We start from the raw sequence: 15,548 nt of genomic DNA, 5'->3' as shown, positions 1-15,548 counted from the left end.
CTGACGAGACTTTTGACGCCGGGACCTCTTCTATGCTCATGTGGGGTGCCAGGTCCGATGTTGGATGCGTGCGCAATCACAACGAGGACTCTTACCTTGTGGCCTCGCCGCTCTTCTGCGTCTGCGACGGCATGGGTGGCCACGCCGCCGGCGAGGTGGCGAGCGCCATCGCCGTCGAGACCATTGCCAAAACCGGCCCCAAAACAGCCGACGCCGCCCAGCTCGGAGCCGCCATCGAAGCCGCCAACGCCGCCATCATCGAAGCCGCGGTGAACGGCATAGGTCGCCCGGGCATGGGCTGCACGGCAACCGCCGCGGTCATCGACGGCACCACGTTGGCCATCGCGCATGTGGGCGACTCCCGCGCCTACCTACTCCACGAGGGAACGCTCATCCGCGTCACGCGTGACCACTCATATGTCGAGGAGCTCGTGGACGCCGGCGAGATTACCGCCGACGAGGCTCGTGTGCACCCCAATCGCTCGGTCATCACCCGCGCACTCGGTAGCGATCCCGCCATGTACGCGGACCACTTCACCTTGAACGTCGAGGAGGGCGACCGGCTCATCCTGTGCTCGGACGGCCTTTCGAGCATGATTCCCGACGGCGAGATCGAACGTGTGGCGCAGCAGAGCTCCACCGCGCAGATCTGCACCGACAACCTCGTCGACGCCGCGCTCGCGGCCGGCGGCGGCGACAACGTGACCGTCGTCGTGGTGGACATCACCGACGACGGGCGTATTCGCGAGCTCGCCCGCAAGCACCGCCGCGTGATGACCCTCTCGCTCATCGGATTGCTGCTCGCAATCGTCATCATCGCCGGGGTCTCGTTTATCTCGATCACCAAATCGGTGTATCTGGGCGTCAAGGATGACGCAGTCGCCATTTACACCGGTGTCCCCGGCAAAATCTTGGGACTCAAGCTCCATTGGCTTGAGGACGAGACCTCAATTAAGCTGAGCGACCTGCCAGAAGACACGCAAAATCGCCTGCGCGAGGGCATTCCGCAAAAGAGCCTTGAGAACGCTGCGGACGCCGTGGACAACTACCGCGAGCAAATTGACGAGTCCAAGGCCAAGGCCCTCGCCGATGCGCGGGCAATCGGCCTTGACGCGCAATACGGTGCCGAAGGGGACGGCGCAAGCGGTCCCGCCGACGCCTTGGGGTCGAGCGACCCCGCCGATTCTGTAGCCCCCACTAGCACATCAACCGAGGGAGGTGCCGCGTAAATGAGTCGCCGCACGACCGAATTGCTCCTGCTCATAGCCGCCGCGTTCCCCGTGACGCTGCTCTACGCCCTCTATGTGGTCAACGCGGGCGCCGCGCTCTCGTTCCAAACGCTCGCCGTACCGCTCGGCCTCTTTGCCGCCTTTGCCGCCGCCCATATTGGCGTTCGATTCTTCGCCCCGGGCGCCGACCCCGCGCTGTTACCCATCGTGTTCGCACTCTCGGGCATTGGCATCACGTTCGTCACCAGGCTCGAGCCCAGCGCGGCCATGGGTCAGATCGTCTTCCTGTTCGTGGGTGTCGCGCTCATGGTGGGCACACTCGCGCTCGTCAAGAACCTCGAGGTCGTCAGCCGCTACAAATACGCACTCGGTGCCATCGGCATTGTGCTGCTCGTATTGCCCATGCTCATTGGTACCGAAATCTACGGCTCCAAACTGTGGATAAAGATTGGCAGCTTCCAGTTCCAGCCCGGTGAGTTCGCCAAGGTGTTCATCGTCCTGTTCCTAGCGGGCTACCTCGCAGAGAACCGCGAGCTGCTCTCCATCTCCAACCGCACCGTACTCGGCATCAAGCTCCCGCGGATTCGCTTGCTGTACCCCCTGTTCATCGTGTGGGGCATTTGCCTTCTGGTGGTGGCATTCGAACGCGACCTGGGCAGCGCGCTGCTGTTTTACACGGTCTTCCTCATCATGCTCTACGTTGCCACGGGGCGCGTCTCCTACGTGCTCATAGGCCTCGTGCTCTTGGCCGTGGGCGCGTTCGGTATGTACCACATCATGAGCCATGTGCAGGTGCGCGTAGCCATATGGCTCGACCCGTTCAAAGACGCCCAGAACATGGGCTTCCAAATTGTGCAGGCGCTCTACTCGCTCGCCGATGGAGGCCTGTTCGGTGTGGGAATCGGCAAAGGCCTGGGCGGCGACACCATTCCCGTCGTGGCATCCGATATGATCTTCGCCGCCATCGGCGAGGAGATGGGCCTGCTCGGCGGCGTCGCGGTGCTCCTGCTGTTCATGCTCTTCGCCGTGCGCGGCCTCACTACCGCGGCGCGCGCCAAATCCGACCTTGCCGCGTTCTCCGCCGCCGGCCTCACCGCGGCCGTCTCGTTCCAAGCCTTCACCATCGTGGGCGGCGTGACCAAGCTCATCCCGCTCACGGGCGTCACCCTGCCCTTCATGAGCCAGGGCGGCTCCTCGCTGCTCGCGAGCTTTGTGATTGTGGCGCTCCTGCTGCGCGCAGGCGACGAGGCGACAGGGCGTTCCACCGAGATTGCCAACACGAGCACCGACCTGGCAACCGCCGGCTATCGCGTGACTGCGCGTGGATCCCACGTGCGTCGCCCGGGCCTCGATACGCCCGAGAGCGGCCTGTTGGGCCGCGTGGCCCTTGCCAACCGCCTCACCCGCACAGTACTGCTGTTCACCGCCCTGTTTGCCGTGCTCATTGGCAACATCACCTATATCCAGGTGTTCAAGGCGTCTGAGTATCAGAACATGCCCAGCAACAACCACACCATCACCAAGGCGCGCTACATCAAGCGCGGCTCCATCATTACCTCCGACGGGCTCACGCTTGCCGAATCCATCCAGCAGGAAGATGGCACGTACGTGCGCTCCTACCCCAACGGCAACCTTGCCGCCCATGCCGTGGGCTATTACTCGCAGCAGTACGGCAGCTCGGGCGTCGAGGCTTCGCAAGACGAGACGCTCACCGGCTCCAAGGATTACTCGAGCTGGCAAAACGCCCTCAACTCCCTCGCCGGCATTACGCAGCCCGGCAACTCCGTGCAGCTCACGATACACTCGCGTATCCAGGTCGCCGCGGAGCAGGCACTCGCCGGGCGCAAGGGAGCCATCGTCGTGCTCGACCCCCGCACGGGCGCCGTCTTGGCCTGGGCGAGCGCCCCGGCGTACAACAATACGGATATCCAGGCGGCCATCGAGTCCGCCAACGCCAGCGGCGGTGCCGATACCTCCATGTTCGACCGCGCTACGCAGGCTCTCTACACCCCTGGCTCCACGTTCAAGGCGGTCACGCTGGCGGCGGCGCTCGAGAACGGCGTCGCAACGCTCCAGTCCACCTACAACAGCCCCGGGCGCCTCGAAATCGGTGGTGCAGACGTTGTGAGCGTGAATGAAGTCGGGTACGGAAACATCACGCTCGACCGAGCCTTCGCCGTCTCGTCCAACACGGTCTTTGGCCAGGTTGCCGAGCAGGTAGGGGCAGATCGACTCGTGGCCACCGCAGCGGCATTTGGGTACGGCCAGAGCCTGGGTATCGACTTCTCCACCGTCGCCTCCGTCATGCCCGATCCCTCGGAGATGACCGAATGGGAGCTCGCATGGGCAGGCGCCGGCCAGCCGGTTGGCCAGGGACACACGCCCGGCCCGCAAACCACGGTCATGCAGAATGCCGTCATCGCCGCCGCGATCGCCAACGACGGCATCGCCGTGAACCCCTATGTGGTCGGCCAAGTGCTCGCATCCGACGGAACGGTCATCAAGACCACGCGGACGCGCTCGCTCGGCCAGGCCGTGAGTAGCGACACCGCTGCCAAGATCAGGCAGGCCATGCTCGATGTCGTCCAAAACGGCAGTGGATCTGCGGCCAGCATCGCCGGCGTCAAGGTCGCCGGTAAGACCGGTACGGCGGAGACCAACAGCAGCACCCCCAACTCGACGTTCATCGGGTTCGCGCCATACGACACGCCCACGCTCGCAATCTCGCTCGTCCTAGAGGAGACCACCGAGAACGAGGCGACCGCCGCAGCCGTTGCGGGACAAGTCCTGCGCGCGGCACTCGCGGCCCAGAGCTCGTAACGTATTCGCCCACCCACGGGCCCAAGTGAGGTAACGATTTCCGCTTTGCGGATAGGATGATGAGGAGTTTGACAGATGGCAGAGGTACAGCGCGTCCTCGGAGGCAGATACCTGCTCAAGGACAAAGTAGGCAACGGAGGCATGGCAAGCGTCTATCGCGCACAAGACCAGGTGCTCGACCGCACGGTGGCAGTCAAGATCATGCTGCCCCAATACGCTGGCGATGCCACGTTCGCGGCGCGCTTCAAGCAGGAGGCTCAGGCTGCGGCCGGACTGCAGAGCCCCTATATCGTGGGCGTATACGACTGGGGCAAGGACGGCGACACGTACTACATCGTCATGGAGTACCTACGCGGCACCGATCTCAAGAGCGGCGTACGCAGCCATGGCGCCCTTGACCCCAAGAAGGTCGCCCAAATTGGCTCCCAAATCTGCGGGGCACTCTCCGTCGCCCATAAGCACGAGATAATCCACCGCGACATCAAGCCGCAGAATATCATGGTGCTGCCCGACGGCAACATCAAGGTGATGGACTTTGGCATCGCCCGCGCCAAGAACAGCCACCTCACCCAGGACAACAACGTGCTGGGCACGGCCCACTACGTCTCGCCCGAGCAGACGCGCGGCCAGGAGCTCGGCCCCACGAGCGACATCTACTCCCTCGGCGTGGTGATGTACGAGTGCGCTACCGGCCGCGTTCCCTTTGACGGCGACGACGCCATCTCCGTTGCGCTCAAGCAGGTCAACGAGCTTCCGGTCCCCCCTTCGCAGATCAACCCCGGCGTAGACCCGGCACTTGAGCGCATCATCCTCAAGTGCATGGAAAAAGATCCTGCCGCCCGCTTCCAAACGGCAGACGAGCTCCGCGAGGTCCTCAACGCCTACGCCGCCGGTCGTGCCGTCGACGTGGCCGAGCCCACGCGTGTCATCGCGGGCGCCGTTCCCATGAACGGCATGGGTGCCACCGAGACGCGCGTGATGAACGATGCCACGCAGGCAATGGCGAGGCCCGCCGCAGGCGCCACCTCGGCCAGCCCCCGAGTTTCTACCCAAAACGGTGGCAGGAGCGCGTCCTACGAGGAGTCCAAGAGCAACAAGGGCAAGATTGCGGCAATCGTGGTCGGCGCCATCGCCGTCATCGGCATCGCCGTATTCCTCGCCTCCAGCCTGTTCGGCGACGGCAAGATGGTCACCGTTCCCAACGTGATCAACTACACCAAGGAAGATGCGGAATCGACGCTCGAGAAGGCTGGTTTTAAGGTCGAGTACGGCAATCCGGTGACTGACGAGGAGATCGAAGAGGACCACGTGGTCGACCAGACGCCCGACGGCAACCGCGAGGCCAAGGAGGGCTCTACGGTCAAACTGACGCTCTCCAAGGGCCCCGAGCCCGTCACGCAGGTTGAGGTTCCCAACCTTACCGACAAGACGCGCGAGGAGGCCGAGGCGGCGCTCAAGGCGCTCAACCTCAAATGCCAGGTACACGAGGAGGCCAACGACGCCGACAAGGGCAAGGTCTTCAAGCAGGGCACGAACACCGGCGAGATGGTCGACGAGGGCTCCACGATCGAGATCTGGGTCTCCACCGGTCCCGACACCGTTGAGGTCCCGAGCATCACCGGCTACAACGAGTACGACGCCAAGGCAGCGCTCGATGAGGCGGGGCTGAGCTACAACTTCACCTCCGAGTACAGCGACTCCGTGAGCAAAGGGCTTGTGGTTAGCTTCAACCCCGGTGGCAACGTTGCCCCCGGCACCACCATCACGGTCGTTCTCTCCAAGGGCCCCCAGCCCACCGAGAAGGTCAACGCCCCCTACTATGTGGGCGAGTACGCCTCAACTGCCATCAAGGACCTTAAGGCTCTTGGCTTTGTGGTGACCGTGAACGGCCCGCAAGACGGCGTGGTGACCGCCCAGTCCGCCTCCGGCTCGCTCGATAAGGGCTCCAGTATCACGCTGACCACCCAAGCTCAGCAGTCCGGCGGCGATACCGGGTCTGAAGATTAACGCACGCCACGCGAACGGAAAACGCGCTTGGGGATTGAACCCCAAGCGCGTATTTTATCTCGACCAGTGCTGTGGGCTTTGGAACGGGCCTCCCGTTTCGAGCCCCACTCCCTACGCTTGCTCAGCGTGATCAGGTATTCAGTATGGGAAAAAAATCAGGCCAGAGGAGATACGTCCTCTGGCCTGCTATTTCTCAATGGTGCCCCCGATACGATTCGAACGTACGACACCCGCTTTAGGAGAGCGGTGCTCTATCCCCTGAGCTACGGAGGCATTGCCATGTGCGCGGCGACCGTACCTAAAACCCGTAAAGCGTCAATCCGGGCTTACCGGAAACGATCGGGCGGGCCGGACGGCACCGGCCGAGTCGCAAAAGCGCACTCTCGATATTCTAGCGGTTTTTGCGGAACAGTGACAGCACGCCACGCTTGATCACGTCAAAGAAGCTCAAAGAACGCAGCAATTTCTCCTCCGGGACATGCTCGCGCATGGCGCGCAGCGTCGCCTTGTTGTCTCGCGTCGAGAACGAGAAGCCCGTCTCGCTGCCATGTACGAAGATAGCGAAACGCGCGATCTTCTTGCCCCCGAACATGACGGACGCCGCCACGCGATCGATCTCGTCCCAGGGAATCTGAATGTAGTCCTCGGGGTTGCGCTCGTTGTAGAACTCGAAGGCCTTGTTCCCCAGCATCACGTTTCCGTATGTGGCCATACCGTGAAACGATGTGGCGTGCTCGGTGTAATAGACGGAGCTGTTCTGCGACTGCGCCATCTTGGTCCCCTCTCCTCTTCGCGCTATTGAAAACGCGCCTGCCACCGATGGTAGACCATGGTAGCAGGCGCGAATCTAGGTGCAAGCGCGACGACGCGCTCAGACCCCGGATGTCTTACATGATGCCGGCAAGGCGGGCGATGATACCCACGGCGAACAGCGCGATGATGATGACGATCGGGGAAACCTTCTTCTTGAGCAGCTGGCAGCACAGGAGCGTGAGGCCCACGGCGGCAAGGCCGGGGATCAGCTGGTCGAGATTGGCCTGGAGCGTGGTCACCTTGGCGACCTCGAGGCCGGTGGGACCGAGCGCCGCGAACTGGCTCAAGGCCTGATGGATGCCCTCAGTACCCGCGGGCAGGCTCGCCCAATCGATGTAGGCGCCGGGAGACTGCTGAACCGTGGAGACGACCGGCGTGAAGGAGATGCTCACCCAGCGCTGCACGAGCGCGCCGATAATGAACATGCCCAGAATGGAGGCGCCCTCGGTGATCTTGCCCATAAGACCGCCGGAAAGGTCCTTGGTGATGGAGGTACCAACCTTGTAGCCGAACTCCTGGGTGTACCAAAGGAACGCGATGCGGATGATGTTCCACGCGAAGAAGAACAGCAGCGGGCCCATGATGGAGCCGCCGAGGGCCAGGGAAGCGCCGAGCGCGCCGAGAATCGGGCGAAGGGTAAACCAGAAGACGGGGTCGCCGACACCGGCCAGCGGGCCCATCATACCGACCTTCACGCCCTGGATCGCAGCGTCCTCGACCTGAGCGCCGTTGGCGCGGTCCTCCTCGAGGGCGAGGGTGACGCCGATGACGGGGGCGGACACGTACGGATGCGTGTTGTAGAACTCCATGTGACGCTTGAGCGCCGCGATCTGGTCCTCCTTATTGGAGTAGAGCTTCTTAATCGCGGGGATCATAGCGAAGCACCAGCCGCCGTTCTGCATACGCTCGTAGTTCCAAGAGCCCTGCAGGAACTGATGGCGCATGCACACCGACATGCGGTCGGACTTGGAAAGCTGAATCTTGTTCTCTGCCATGATGTACGTCCTCCCTTCCTTACTCGTAGTCGTTCAGGATGTCGCCGAGCGGATCACCGGTGCCGGCACCGCCGCCGCTGTTCTTGGCCACGTCCTTGAGGCCGAGGTACAGCAGGGCGAGGGACACGCCGATGACGCCGAGGGCGATCAGGGTGAGCTGGGAGATGGCGGCGAAGACGAAGCCGAGCGCGAAGAACGGCCAGACCTCCTTGGTCGCCATCATGTTGATGACCATCGCGTAACCGACGGCGGCGACCATGCCGCCACCGACGGCCATGCCGCCGGACAGCCATGCGGGCATCATGTTGAGCGCGTTGGTCACGATCTCGGGCGAGACGAAGCACAGGGCGACGGCCGGGATGGCGATGCGGGCACCCTGCATGAGGATAGCCAGGATCTGCCACATCTCAACGCCCTTGAAGTTGCCCTTCTCGGCGGCGGCGTCCATGGCGTGAACTATGGGGATGGCGAGCGTACGGCAAATCATCGTCAGGAACAGGCCAGCCACGGACAGCGGCACGGCGAGAGCGATGGAAGTGGTGATGGCGGTCTGGGAGTCGGCCGTGCCACCGTCGAGCGCGAGCACCATGATGATGGCGGACGCAACGGAGGCCAGGGCCGCATCGGGCGCGACGGCGGCGCCGACGTTCGCCCAACCGAGGGCGATCATCTGCAGGGAGCCGCCGAGCATGACGCCCTCCTGCAGGTGGCCGGACACGAGACCGATGAGCGTGCAGGCCACGAGCGGCTGGTGGAACTGGAACTCGTCCAGAACACCCTCCATACCGGCCAGCAGCGCGATGATGGCGATCAAAACGATCGAAAGTGCTGACATATTCCCTCCTTTACTGGGCGGCCAGCTCGGACTTGGCCTTCTTGATCATCGCGTCGAAGGACTCGGCGGAATCGGCCGGGACCTTGCGGATATCGAAGGTGATGCCCTTGGCAGCGAGCTTCTCGAGCGTCTCGACATCGTCGTTATCCATGGCGATGGCGTTAGTCACGACGACCTTGCCCACGGAGTGGGCCATCGAGCCGAGGTTGACCTCCTTGATGTCCACGCCGCCCTCAACCGCGCGGAGCAGGTCCTGCGGGGTCTCGAACAGAAGCATGGCCTTGGTGGCGCCGAAACGCGGGTCCTTGGCGACCTCGATCATCTTCTGGACCGGGACGACGTGGGCCTTAACTCCGGGAGGCGCGGCCTCCATGATCATGGACTTGCGCAGGTCATCGTGAGAGACGGCGTCGGACACGACGATGATGCGATCGGGGTTGGTCATCTTGGTCCACGTGGTTGCCACCTGACCGTGGAGCAGACGGGTATCGACACGGGCGAGCACGAACTTGATGTGGCCGTCGCCGAGGACCGTGCCCTCGGGGATGGCACCCTGATGGGCGGCCGGCGCCGCGACTGCCGCGGGCTTGGCCTCCACAGGCTCGAGAGACTCAGGCTTGACGCGAACGCCGGCGCGGGCCTCGGAAATGACGTGCTTGGCGATATCGTGGGCCGTCTTGGATGCGTCGAAGCGAGCGGTGTACACCTCGACGAGCATCGGCAGGTTCACGCCGGTCAGGATCGCCCAACTGGGATGGGCGTCGAACAGACCGCTGATCTGGTTGAAGGGCGTGCCGCCCCACAGATCGACGAGGAACAAGACGTCCTCGGGATCGTCGAAGGAAGCGACCGCCTCTTCCACCTTCTGGCGGAAGTCGTCCGGACCCATGCTCGGCATGAGGGAAACCGTGGCGACGTTGGGCTGATCGCCGAAGACCATCGAACCGGTCATCTTCAGACCCTCTGCCAAGTCACCATGGCTTGCCAAAACGATACTTACCATCACACAACCTCCTCTGTTGATACACGTTTTGAACACAACTTCTGTTATGGTATGCCGCTCGTCCGTAATATTCAACCCTTTGTCGAACAGGGAAAATAATGCATATTCGCAGGTCGAGGGGTTGTTATATAGATTCAGTTTTTCGCCCCACTATTTCAGCACGGTAAGTCCGCAGGTACGCGCCATATACGTGGCATGTCGCGGCTTGCACTCGATGCGGCGACTCGCATTTAAACGCCCCCAATCGGGCTTTTTTCATTCCGTTGAACGGCGGCAAGCAGGCCGTAAGCGGATTGGGTCACGGCGCACGGCCCGCCCAGGCTCGCCACAAGTCGAGGACGGAGCGGTGCGCATCCGCTCGGATGGCCGCGCCCCGGAGCGGAACGGGGCGGCCAGCCCAGGCGGGCGCCAGGCCGGCGCGGCGCGGTACGGCGACCGACCGGGCGGCCGTGCGCCCTCACGATCTTTAAGCGAACTGGCTGCGATACAGGTCGGCATACGGCCCGTCCTCGGCGAGTAGCTCCTCATGCGTACCCTGCTCGATGATGGTGCCGGCGCGCATGTGCAGGATGAGATCGGCGTCGACGATCGTGCTCAGGCGATGTGCGATGACGAAGCTCGTCCGCCCATGCATGAGCGTCTCCATGGCTCGGACGATGTCGCGCTCGGTGCGCGTGTCCACGCTCGAGGTCGCCTCGTCCAAGATCAAGATTTTGGGGTCGCACAGAATGACGCGCGCAATGGTGAGCAGCTGGCGCTGGCCCTGGCTGATGTTCTCAGCGTCGTTCTCAACATGCGTATCGTAGCCTTGGGGCATCGTGCGGACAAAGTGGTCCATGCGCGCCATCTCGGCGGCGGCGATGATCTCCTCGCGCGTGGCTTCCGGGCGCCCATAGGCGATATTTTCGGCGATGGTGCCGTCGAACAGCCATGCATCCTGCAGCACCATGCCGAAGTTCCGGCGCAGGTCCGCGCGCGTCATGGCATGGGTGTCCACACCATCAAGCGCGATCTCGCCAGCGCCGATCTCGTAGAAGCGCATGAGCAGGTTGATGAGCGTCGTCTTGCCGGCACCCGTCGCGCCCACGATGGCGATCTTCTGGCCGGGCTTCACATGGAACGTCACATCGCGCATGAGCGGCTTTTCCGGGTCGTAGCCAAAGCGCACGTGCTCAAAGTCCACGCGCCCCTCGACTTCCGCCGGCAGGCTCGCGGCCACATCGGGGGCGGGGTCGGACTCGACCTCCTCCTCATCGAGGATGTCGAACACGCGCTCGACGCTCGCCAGGGCGTTCTGCAGCGTGTTGATGGTGAACGAGAGCTGCGTGAGCGGCTCGGACACCTGATAGATGTAGTGAAAGAACGCCTGGAACACGCCGATGGTGATCTGACCGCCCACGAGCATGCCCCCCGCGACGATGGCGATGAGCACCTGCGCCAGGCGGATGATGAAACGGATCAGCGGGCTGATGGCGTTGGTCGCGAAGTCGGCCCTGCGGCTGGCGCGGGCGAGCTTATCCGACAACTCGCTCACCTCGGCGGCGCTCAGCTCCTCGCGGTTGAAGCTCTTGATGATGAGGCGGCCCGAGTAGGCCTCCTCGACCGTCGCGGTGAGCTTGCCCACGTAGCGCTGGCGCTCCGCAGCGAGCCGCAGCGTCTGCTTTGAGACGTACTGGGTCACCACCGTCGAGAACAGGGCGAACACCAGGAAGATGCCGGTGAGCAGGAGGCTGTAGCGGAACATCATGAACAGCGCGCCGACGATGGTGCCCACGGCGCTCATGAGCTTGAGCAGGCCGGTTTGCAGCACCTCGGACATCTTGTCCAGGTCGTTGGTGGCACGGCTCACGACCTCGCCGGGCTTGTGGCCGTCGTAGAACTTGAGCGGAAGGCGGTTGAGCTTCTCGGCGATGCTTGTGCGCAGAGAGAGGTTGAGCTTCTCGGCGAAGCCCGCCATGACGAAGCACTGAACCGAGTACAGCGCACAGGCACCCGTCCAGATGGCGAAGTAGATGGCGAGTTCACGGCCGCCCGTGTCCCAGCCGACGGTGAACGTGCGGCCCTCGGCGAAGGCGGCCTGAATGCTCGTCCACAGGACGTCGATCACGTGCGCGCTGTACGCGGGGGCGGCGACATGGAAGCCCGTGTAGACGATAATGGCGGCAACCACCACGCCGAAGCGCCAGCGCTCTCCGCGGGCGGCGCCCCAGAGGCGGCGCACGGTGCCCCAGGCGTCCTTCGGCACCTCGAGCCCCTCCTCCGGCGTGCCGGAATTATCGGCCATCGCCTGGGCGTCCTCTATGGCACCCTGCTTGCGCTCGCGCTCGATGCGAGAGTTCTCGGAGAACAGCTCGTCACCGCCATCGTTGCGCTTCTTCTTATTCCACGCCATGCTACTCACCCCCCTTCATCTGGCTGTTGGCGATCTCGCGATACACCTCGCAGCTCTCCATGAGCTCCTCGTGCGCGCCCTTGCCCTCGATGCGACCGTCTTTGAGCACGATGATCTGGTCGGCATGCAGGATCGTGTTGATGCGCTGGGCGATGATGAGCACCGCCGCGCCGCGCGTCTCGGGCTTGAGGGCGCGGCGCAGGGCGGCATCGGTCTTGAAGTCGAGCGCCGAGAAGCTGTCGTCGAAGATGTAAAGGTCCGCGTGCTTCATGAGGGCGCGTGCGATGGCAAGGCGCTGGCGCTGACCGCCCGAGAAGTTGGTGCCGCCTTGGGCAACGGGTGCCTCGAGCTTCTCGGCAAGCCCCCAAACGAAGTCGGACTGGGCCACATCGAGAGCGTGGCGCATCTCGGTTTCGCTTGCGCTCTCATTGCCGTAGCGCAGGTTGCTCGCGACCGTGCCGCTAAACAGCCACGCCTTCTGCGGCACGTAGGCGATCCGGTCGCGCAGGTCGCGCTGCGTGAGGTCGCGCACGTCCGTGCCGGCGAAGCGCACAGAGCCCTCCGTTACATCGTGCAGACGCAGGAGCATCTTGGCGATGGTCGACTTGCCCGAGCCCGTCGATCCGATGATGGCCGTTGTTTGGCCGCGACGGCACGCGAAGTCGATGTCGTGGAGCGTGTCCTCATCGGCATCGGCAAAGCGGAACGAGGCGTGGTCAAACTGGGCGACGACGTCGCACGCGCCAGTCGCAGGCGAAGCGGACCGCAGGCCCTCTCCGGGGCACCCGCCGTTCGCGCCCACCTTCGTCGGCAGACCCGAAGCAACGCCCGCGGTGCCCTCTCCTGTCCCTGATATGATCTCGCCGTCAGCTGCGGCAACCCCGTCGACGATGCTCGGCTGCTTGTAGATGACGTCGGAGCAGCGCTGCAGGCACACGATCGCGCGCGGGACCATCAGTGCCACGAACTGGGCCATCATGATGTAGAACATGATGAGCATGGCGTACTCGACCACCGCCGAGATGCTGCCGATCTCCATGGCGTGTGCGCCCACGCGGTTGCCGCCGAGCCACATGAGCAGCACCTCGGCGATGTTCATGAGGCAGAAGCTAAAGCAGTCGACGCCGGCGAAGATCCAGTTGACCTTGATCGCCGCGTTCGCGTAGTCGCTGAACACGCGGCCCATGCGGCCCTCTTCGTGGCGTTCCTTGCCGAAGGCGCGGATGACGCGCACGCCGATGATGTTCTCGCGCAGCACAACGTTCATGCGGTCGATGAAGCCCTGCATCTTCTCGAAGATCGGCGCGGCGCGGCGCACGGCGATAACGGCGAAGACCATGACCACGGTCACCACGGCGAGCATCATGGCGCCCATCTGGGCGTCGATCTTGAATGCCAGGACCGTGCCCATGACGCAGATGATGGGAACCGGCAGCATCGCCTGCGTGGCGAGCATGACCGTCTGCTGGATGACATTGACGTCGTTGAGGGTGCGCGTGATCATCGAGCCCGTGCCGAACTCCTCGAAGTCACTACCCGAAAACGCGAGCGAAGCCTCATACACGGCGTTACGGATGTCGCGGCCCACGTATGAGGCGAGACGGGCACATAGGTAGTTGCCGAGCAGGGCGCCGCCGCTCGCGCAGCAGCACGCCAGCAGCATCTTCAGGCCCTGTCCCAAGATGAAATCGGTGCCCCCGCTCGCGACACCTTGGTTGATCATCCCGGCGAGCATCGTGGGCACGTACAGCGTGCCCGCAACGTCCAACAACAGGGCCGCGAGCGTGGCGGCGACGAGCAATTTGTACGGCCGTACGGTATTCAGCAGCAGCTTCACAACCATCATCCCCCACGCGTCAAACCCCGATGACCGTCAATCGCCCCGCAAGCGATGAACGACTCGCCACCTCGAACGATCCCCGCATCGCTCCGCTCGAACGATCATCAACAATACATGTGCGCTGTATTAGACACCAATCCTATCTTAACGTCACAAGCTTCTCAATCGCACGCCCCCAGCATCACTCTTAGCAACCCACTTCCTCAAAGGAAAAGCCCCGCTCCCCCATGGGGGAGCGGGGCCGGCGCCCGCACAAGGCGAAAATCGGCTTACGGTCGCTACGTGGAAGTTATTCCTCCGCAGCAGCGACTTCCGTGGCCTCCTCAGCTTCCGCGGCTTCCGCAGCAACGGGCTCCACGCCATCCGGCGTGACCCAGCCCTCCTGAATCGATTCATAGAACGTCGCGCAATCGGTCAAGTCGTGCACGCTCTTACCATCGAGCCACGGAAGCTCGACCAGCTCCGGCAGGGTGGTCACCAACTCTGAGCAATCCACGAAGCGGCCCTTGTCGTTCAGGCGCTCGCAATCCTGGACGCGCCAGTACCCGTCGGTGTGGGTCACATAGTACTCATGGCCATCGACGTCCATGAATACGCGCGTCTTAGAGCGCAGGTAGGACAAAAGCCCCTCGAAATCCAAGGAGATCTCCTGATCAGCCTTCATTCCCATAGTTGGCTCCTATCTGTCGGGCGCCCGGACCCGACGCCGGGCGCTTGCATAACCGATACCTCCATCTTTCCCACCTTGCGCACGTTTTACGAGCAAAACTTGGTGGACGGCTCTTTTGTTCGAGCAACGGTATGCATACGAGTGACGCCCGGCCTACCAAATGCCAAGCAGATGCTGCATGCCCACGCTTACCAGCGTGATGCCAATCCAACAGCACAGACCCATGAAGATGGGCTTGCCGCCCGTCTTGACCAGTTTGACCACATCGGTGTTGAAGCCAATCGCCGCCATGGCCATGACAATGAAGAACTTGGAAAGAGTCTTGATGGGGGCGGTCACGGCTACCGGCAGGGCGAACACGGTGGTAATGACGCTCGCCAAAACGAAGAAAAGGATGAAGAACGGGAAGATCTTCTTGATGTCGAACGTGCCCGTGGCAGCACCGTCACCCGTACCCGTCTCGGCGGCGCGCTTTGCCTGTCGGACCTGCCAAAAGGCGAGGAACAGCGTAATGGGGATAATCGCGAGCGTGCGCGTGAGCTTGACGATTGTGGCATGGTCGAGCGCGTTGGAGCCGGGGTGCATGCCGTCCCACGCCGTCGCCGCGGCGGTTACCGAGGACGTGTCGTTCACAGCAGTGCCGGCGAACAGGCCAAAGCCCTCGTTGCTCATGCCAAGCATGCCGCCAAGCGTGGGAAAGACCAGCGCGGCGATAATATTGAACAGGAAGATGACGCTGATTGCCTGGGCGATTTCCTCGTCGTCTGCATCGATGACCGGAGCCGTGGCGGCAATGGCGGAACCGCCGCAGATCGATGAGCCCACGCCCACGAGCGTCGAGATCTTCCGTGGGATGTTCATGACGCGGCACAGGACGAAGGAGATCACGAGCGAGGTCGTAATGGTGGAGATGATGATGGGCAGCGAGCTGGCACCTACCTTAG

General features: G+C 63.2%; 11 protein-coding genes and 1 tRNA gene. 3 read left to right on the top strand and 9 right to left on the bottom strand.

Annotation, left to right across the window (positions count from 1 at the left end):
• The 3 genes from ACT8II_RS02840 to pknB all read left to right on the top strand — a co-directional run.
• Positions 1–1,229 (top strand): Stp1/IreP family PP2C-type Ser/Thr phosphatase (locus ACT8II_RS02840; RefSeq protein WP_443812958.1); only part of this gene is annotated, 1,229 nt, incomplete at its 5' end.
• Positions 1,230–4,049, top strand: coding sequence for an FtsW/RodA/SpoVE family cell cycle protein (locus ACT8II_RS02835; RefSeq protein WP_443812957.1), 2,820 nt, complete (start codon positions 1,230–1,232; stop codon positions 4,047–4,049). It begins immediately after the preceding gene.
• A gap of 75 nt (positions 4,050–4,124) precedes the next feature.
• A complete protein-coding gene (gene pknB, locus ACT8II_RS02830; protein ID WP_443812956.1) occupies positions 4,125–6,056 on the top strand; it encodes a Stk1 family PASTA domain-containing Ser/Thr kinase in 1,932 nt (643 codons plus the stop codon).
• Positions 6,057–6,253: 197 nt separating this feature from the next.
• Here pknB and ACT8II_RS02825 read toward each other — a convergent pair.
• The 9 genes from ACT8II_RS02825 to ACT8II_RS02785 form a co-directional block, all read right to left on the bottom strand.
• A tRNA-Arg gene (locus ACT8II_RS02825) sits at positions 6,254–6,329 on the bottom strand.
• A gap of 118 nt (positions 6,330–6,447) precedes the next feature.
• Positions 6,448–6,828 carry a DUF956 family protein gene (locus tag ACT8II_RS02820; protein ID WP_294123903.1) on the bottom strand — a complete coding sequence of 127 codons (381 nt, stop codon included), beginning with the start codon at positions 6,826–6,828 and terminating at the stop codon, positions 6,448–6,450.
• Positions 6,829–6,943: 115 nt separating this feature from the next.
• A complete protein-coding gene (locus ACT8II_RS02815; protein WP_330006597.1) occupies positions 6,944–7,864 on the bottom strand; it encodes a PTS system mannose/fructose/sorbose family transporter subunit IID in 921 nt (306 codons plus the stop codon).
• A 19-nt stretch (positions 7,865–7,883) separates the two neighbouring features.
• Positions 7,884–8,699: a PTS mannose/fructose/sorbose transporter subunit IIC gene (locus tag ACT8II_RS02810; RefSeq protein WP_330006596.1), complete on the bottom strand. Its 816-nt coding sequence runs from the start codon at positions 8,697–8,699 to the stop codon at positions 7,884–7,886.
• Between the two features lie 10 nt (positions 8,700–8,709).
• Entirely contained in the window at positions 8,710–9,702 is a 993-nt protein-coding gene (locus ACT8II_RS02805) for a PTS sugar transporter subunit IIB (RefSeq protein ID WP_294160208.1), read from the bottom strand.
• Positions 9,703–10,168: 466 nt separating this feature from the next.
• Positions 10,169–12,094 (bottom strand): ABC transporter ATP-binding protein, encoded by a 1,926-nt coding sequence (locus ACT8II_RS02800; RefSeq protein ID WP_330006595.1) that lies wholly within the window; start codon positions 12,092–12,094, stop codon positions 10,169–10,171.
• Between the two features lies 1 nt (position 12,095).
• The gene (locus tag ACT8II_RS02795; protein WP_233546039.1) at positions 12,096–13,940 is read right to left on the bottom strand and encodes an ABC transporter ATP-binding protein; all 1,845 of its coding nucleotides are present in this window, start codon (positions 13,938–13,940) and stop codon (positions 12,096–12,098) included.
• A 283-nt stretch (positions 13,941–14,223) separates the two neighbouring features.
• Positions 14,224–14,604 carry a CDP-alcohol phosphatidyltransferase gene (locus ACT8II_RS02790; protein WP_294160187.1) on the bottom strand — a complete coding sequence of 127 codons (381 nt, stop codon included), beginning with the start codon at positions 14,602–14,604 and terminating at the stop codon, positions 14,224–14,226.
• Positions 14,605–14,757: 153 nt separating this feature from the next.
• Positions 14,758–15,548 (bottom strand): YeiH family protein (locus ACT8II_RS02785; protein ID WP_443812955.1); only part of this gene is annotated, 791 nt, incomplete at its 5' end.

Origin of the sequence: Collinsella sp. (assembly GCF_052346665.1) — a bacterium.
In the GTDB taxonomy this organism is placed as follows: domain Bacteria; phylum Actinomycetota; class Coriobacteriia; order Coriobacteriales; family Coriobacteriaceae; genus Collinsella.
The sequence above is the reverse complement of the archived record's forward strand: the minus strand, read 5'-3'. Positions and strand labels throughout refer to the sequence as shown.

Bases quoted from the DNA above. Each gene is read 5' to 3' on its own strand.
- ACT8II_RS02805 (WP_294160208.1), bottom strand. From the start codon at position 9,702: ATGGTAAGTATCGTTTTGGCAAGCCATGGTGACTTGGCAGAGGGTCTG.
- ACT8II_RS02790 (WP_294160187.1), bottom strand. From the start codon at position 14,604: ATGGGAATGAAGGCTGATCAGGAGATCTCCTTGGATTTCGAGGGGCTT.
- ACT8II_RS02835 (WP_443812957.1), top strand. From the start codon at position 1,230: ATGAGTCGCCGCACGACCGAATTGCTCCTGCTCATAGCCGCCGCGTTC.
- pknB (WP_443812956.1), top strand. From the start codon at position 4,125: ATGGCAGAGGTACAGCGCGTCCTCGGAGGCAGATACCTGCTCAAGGAC.
- ACT8II_RS02800 (WP_330006595.1), bottom strand. From the start codon at position 12,094: ATGGCGTGGAATAAGAAGAAGCGCAACGATGGCGGTGACGAGCTGTTC.
- ACT8II_RS02795 (WP_233546039.1), bottom strand. From the start codon at position 13,940: ATGATGGTTGTGAAGCTGCTGCTGAATACCGTACGGCCGTACAAATTG.
- ACT8II_RS02810 (WP_330006596.1), bottom strand. From the start codon at position 8,699: ATGTCAGCACTTTCGATCGTTTTGATCGCCATCATCGCGCTGCTGGCC.
- ACT8II_RS02815 (WP_330006597.1), bottom strand. From the start codon at position 7,864: ATGGCAGAGAACAAGATTCAGCTTTCCAAGTCCGACCGCATGTCGGTG.
- ACT8II_RS02820 (WP_294123903.1), bottom strand. From the start codon at position 6,828: ATGGCGCAGTCGCAGAACAGCTCCGTCTATTACACCGAGCACGCCACA.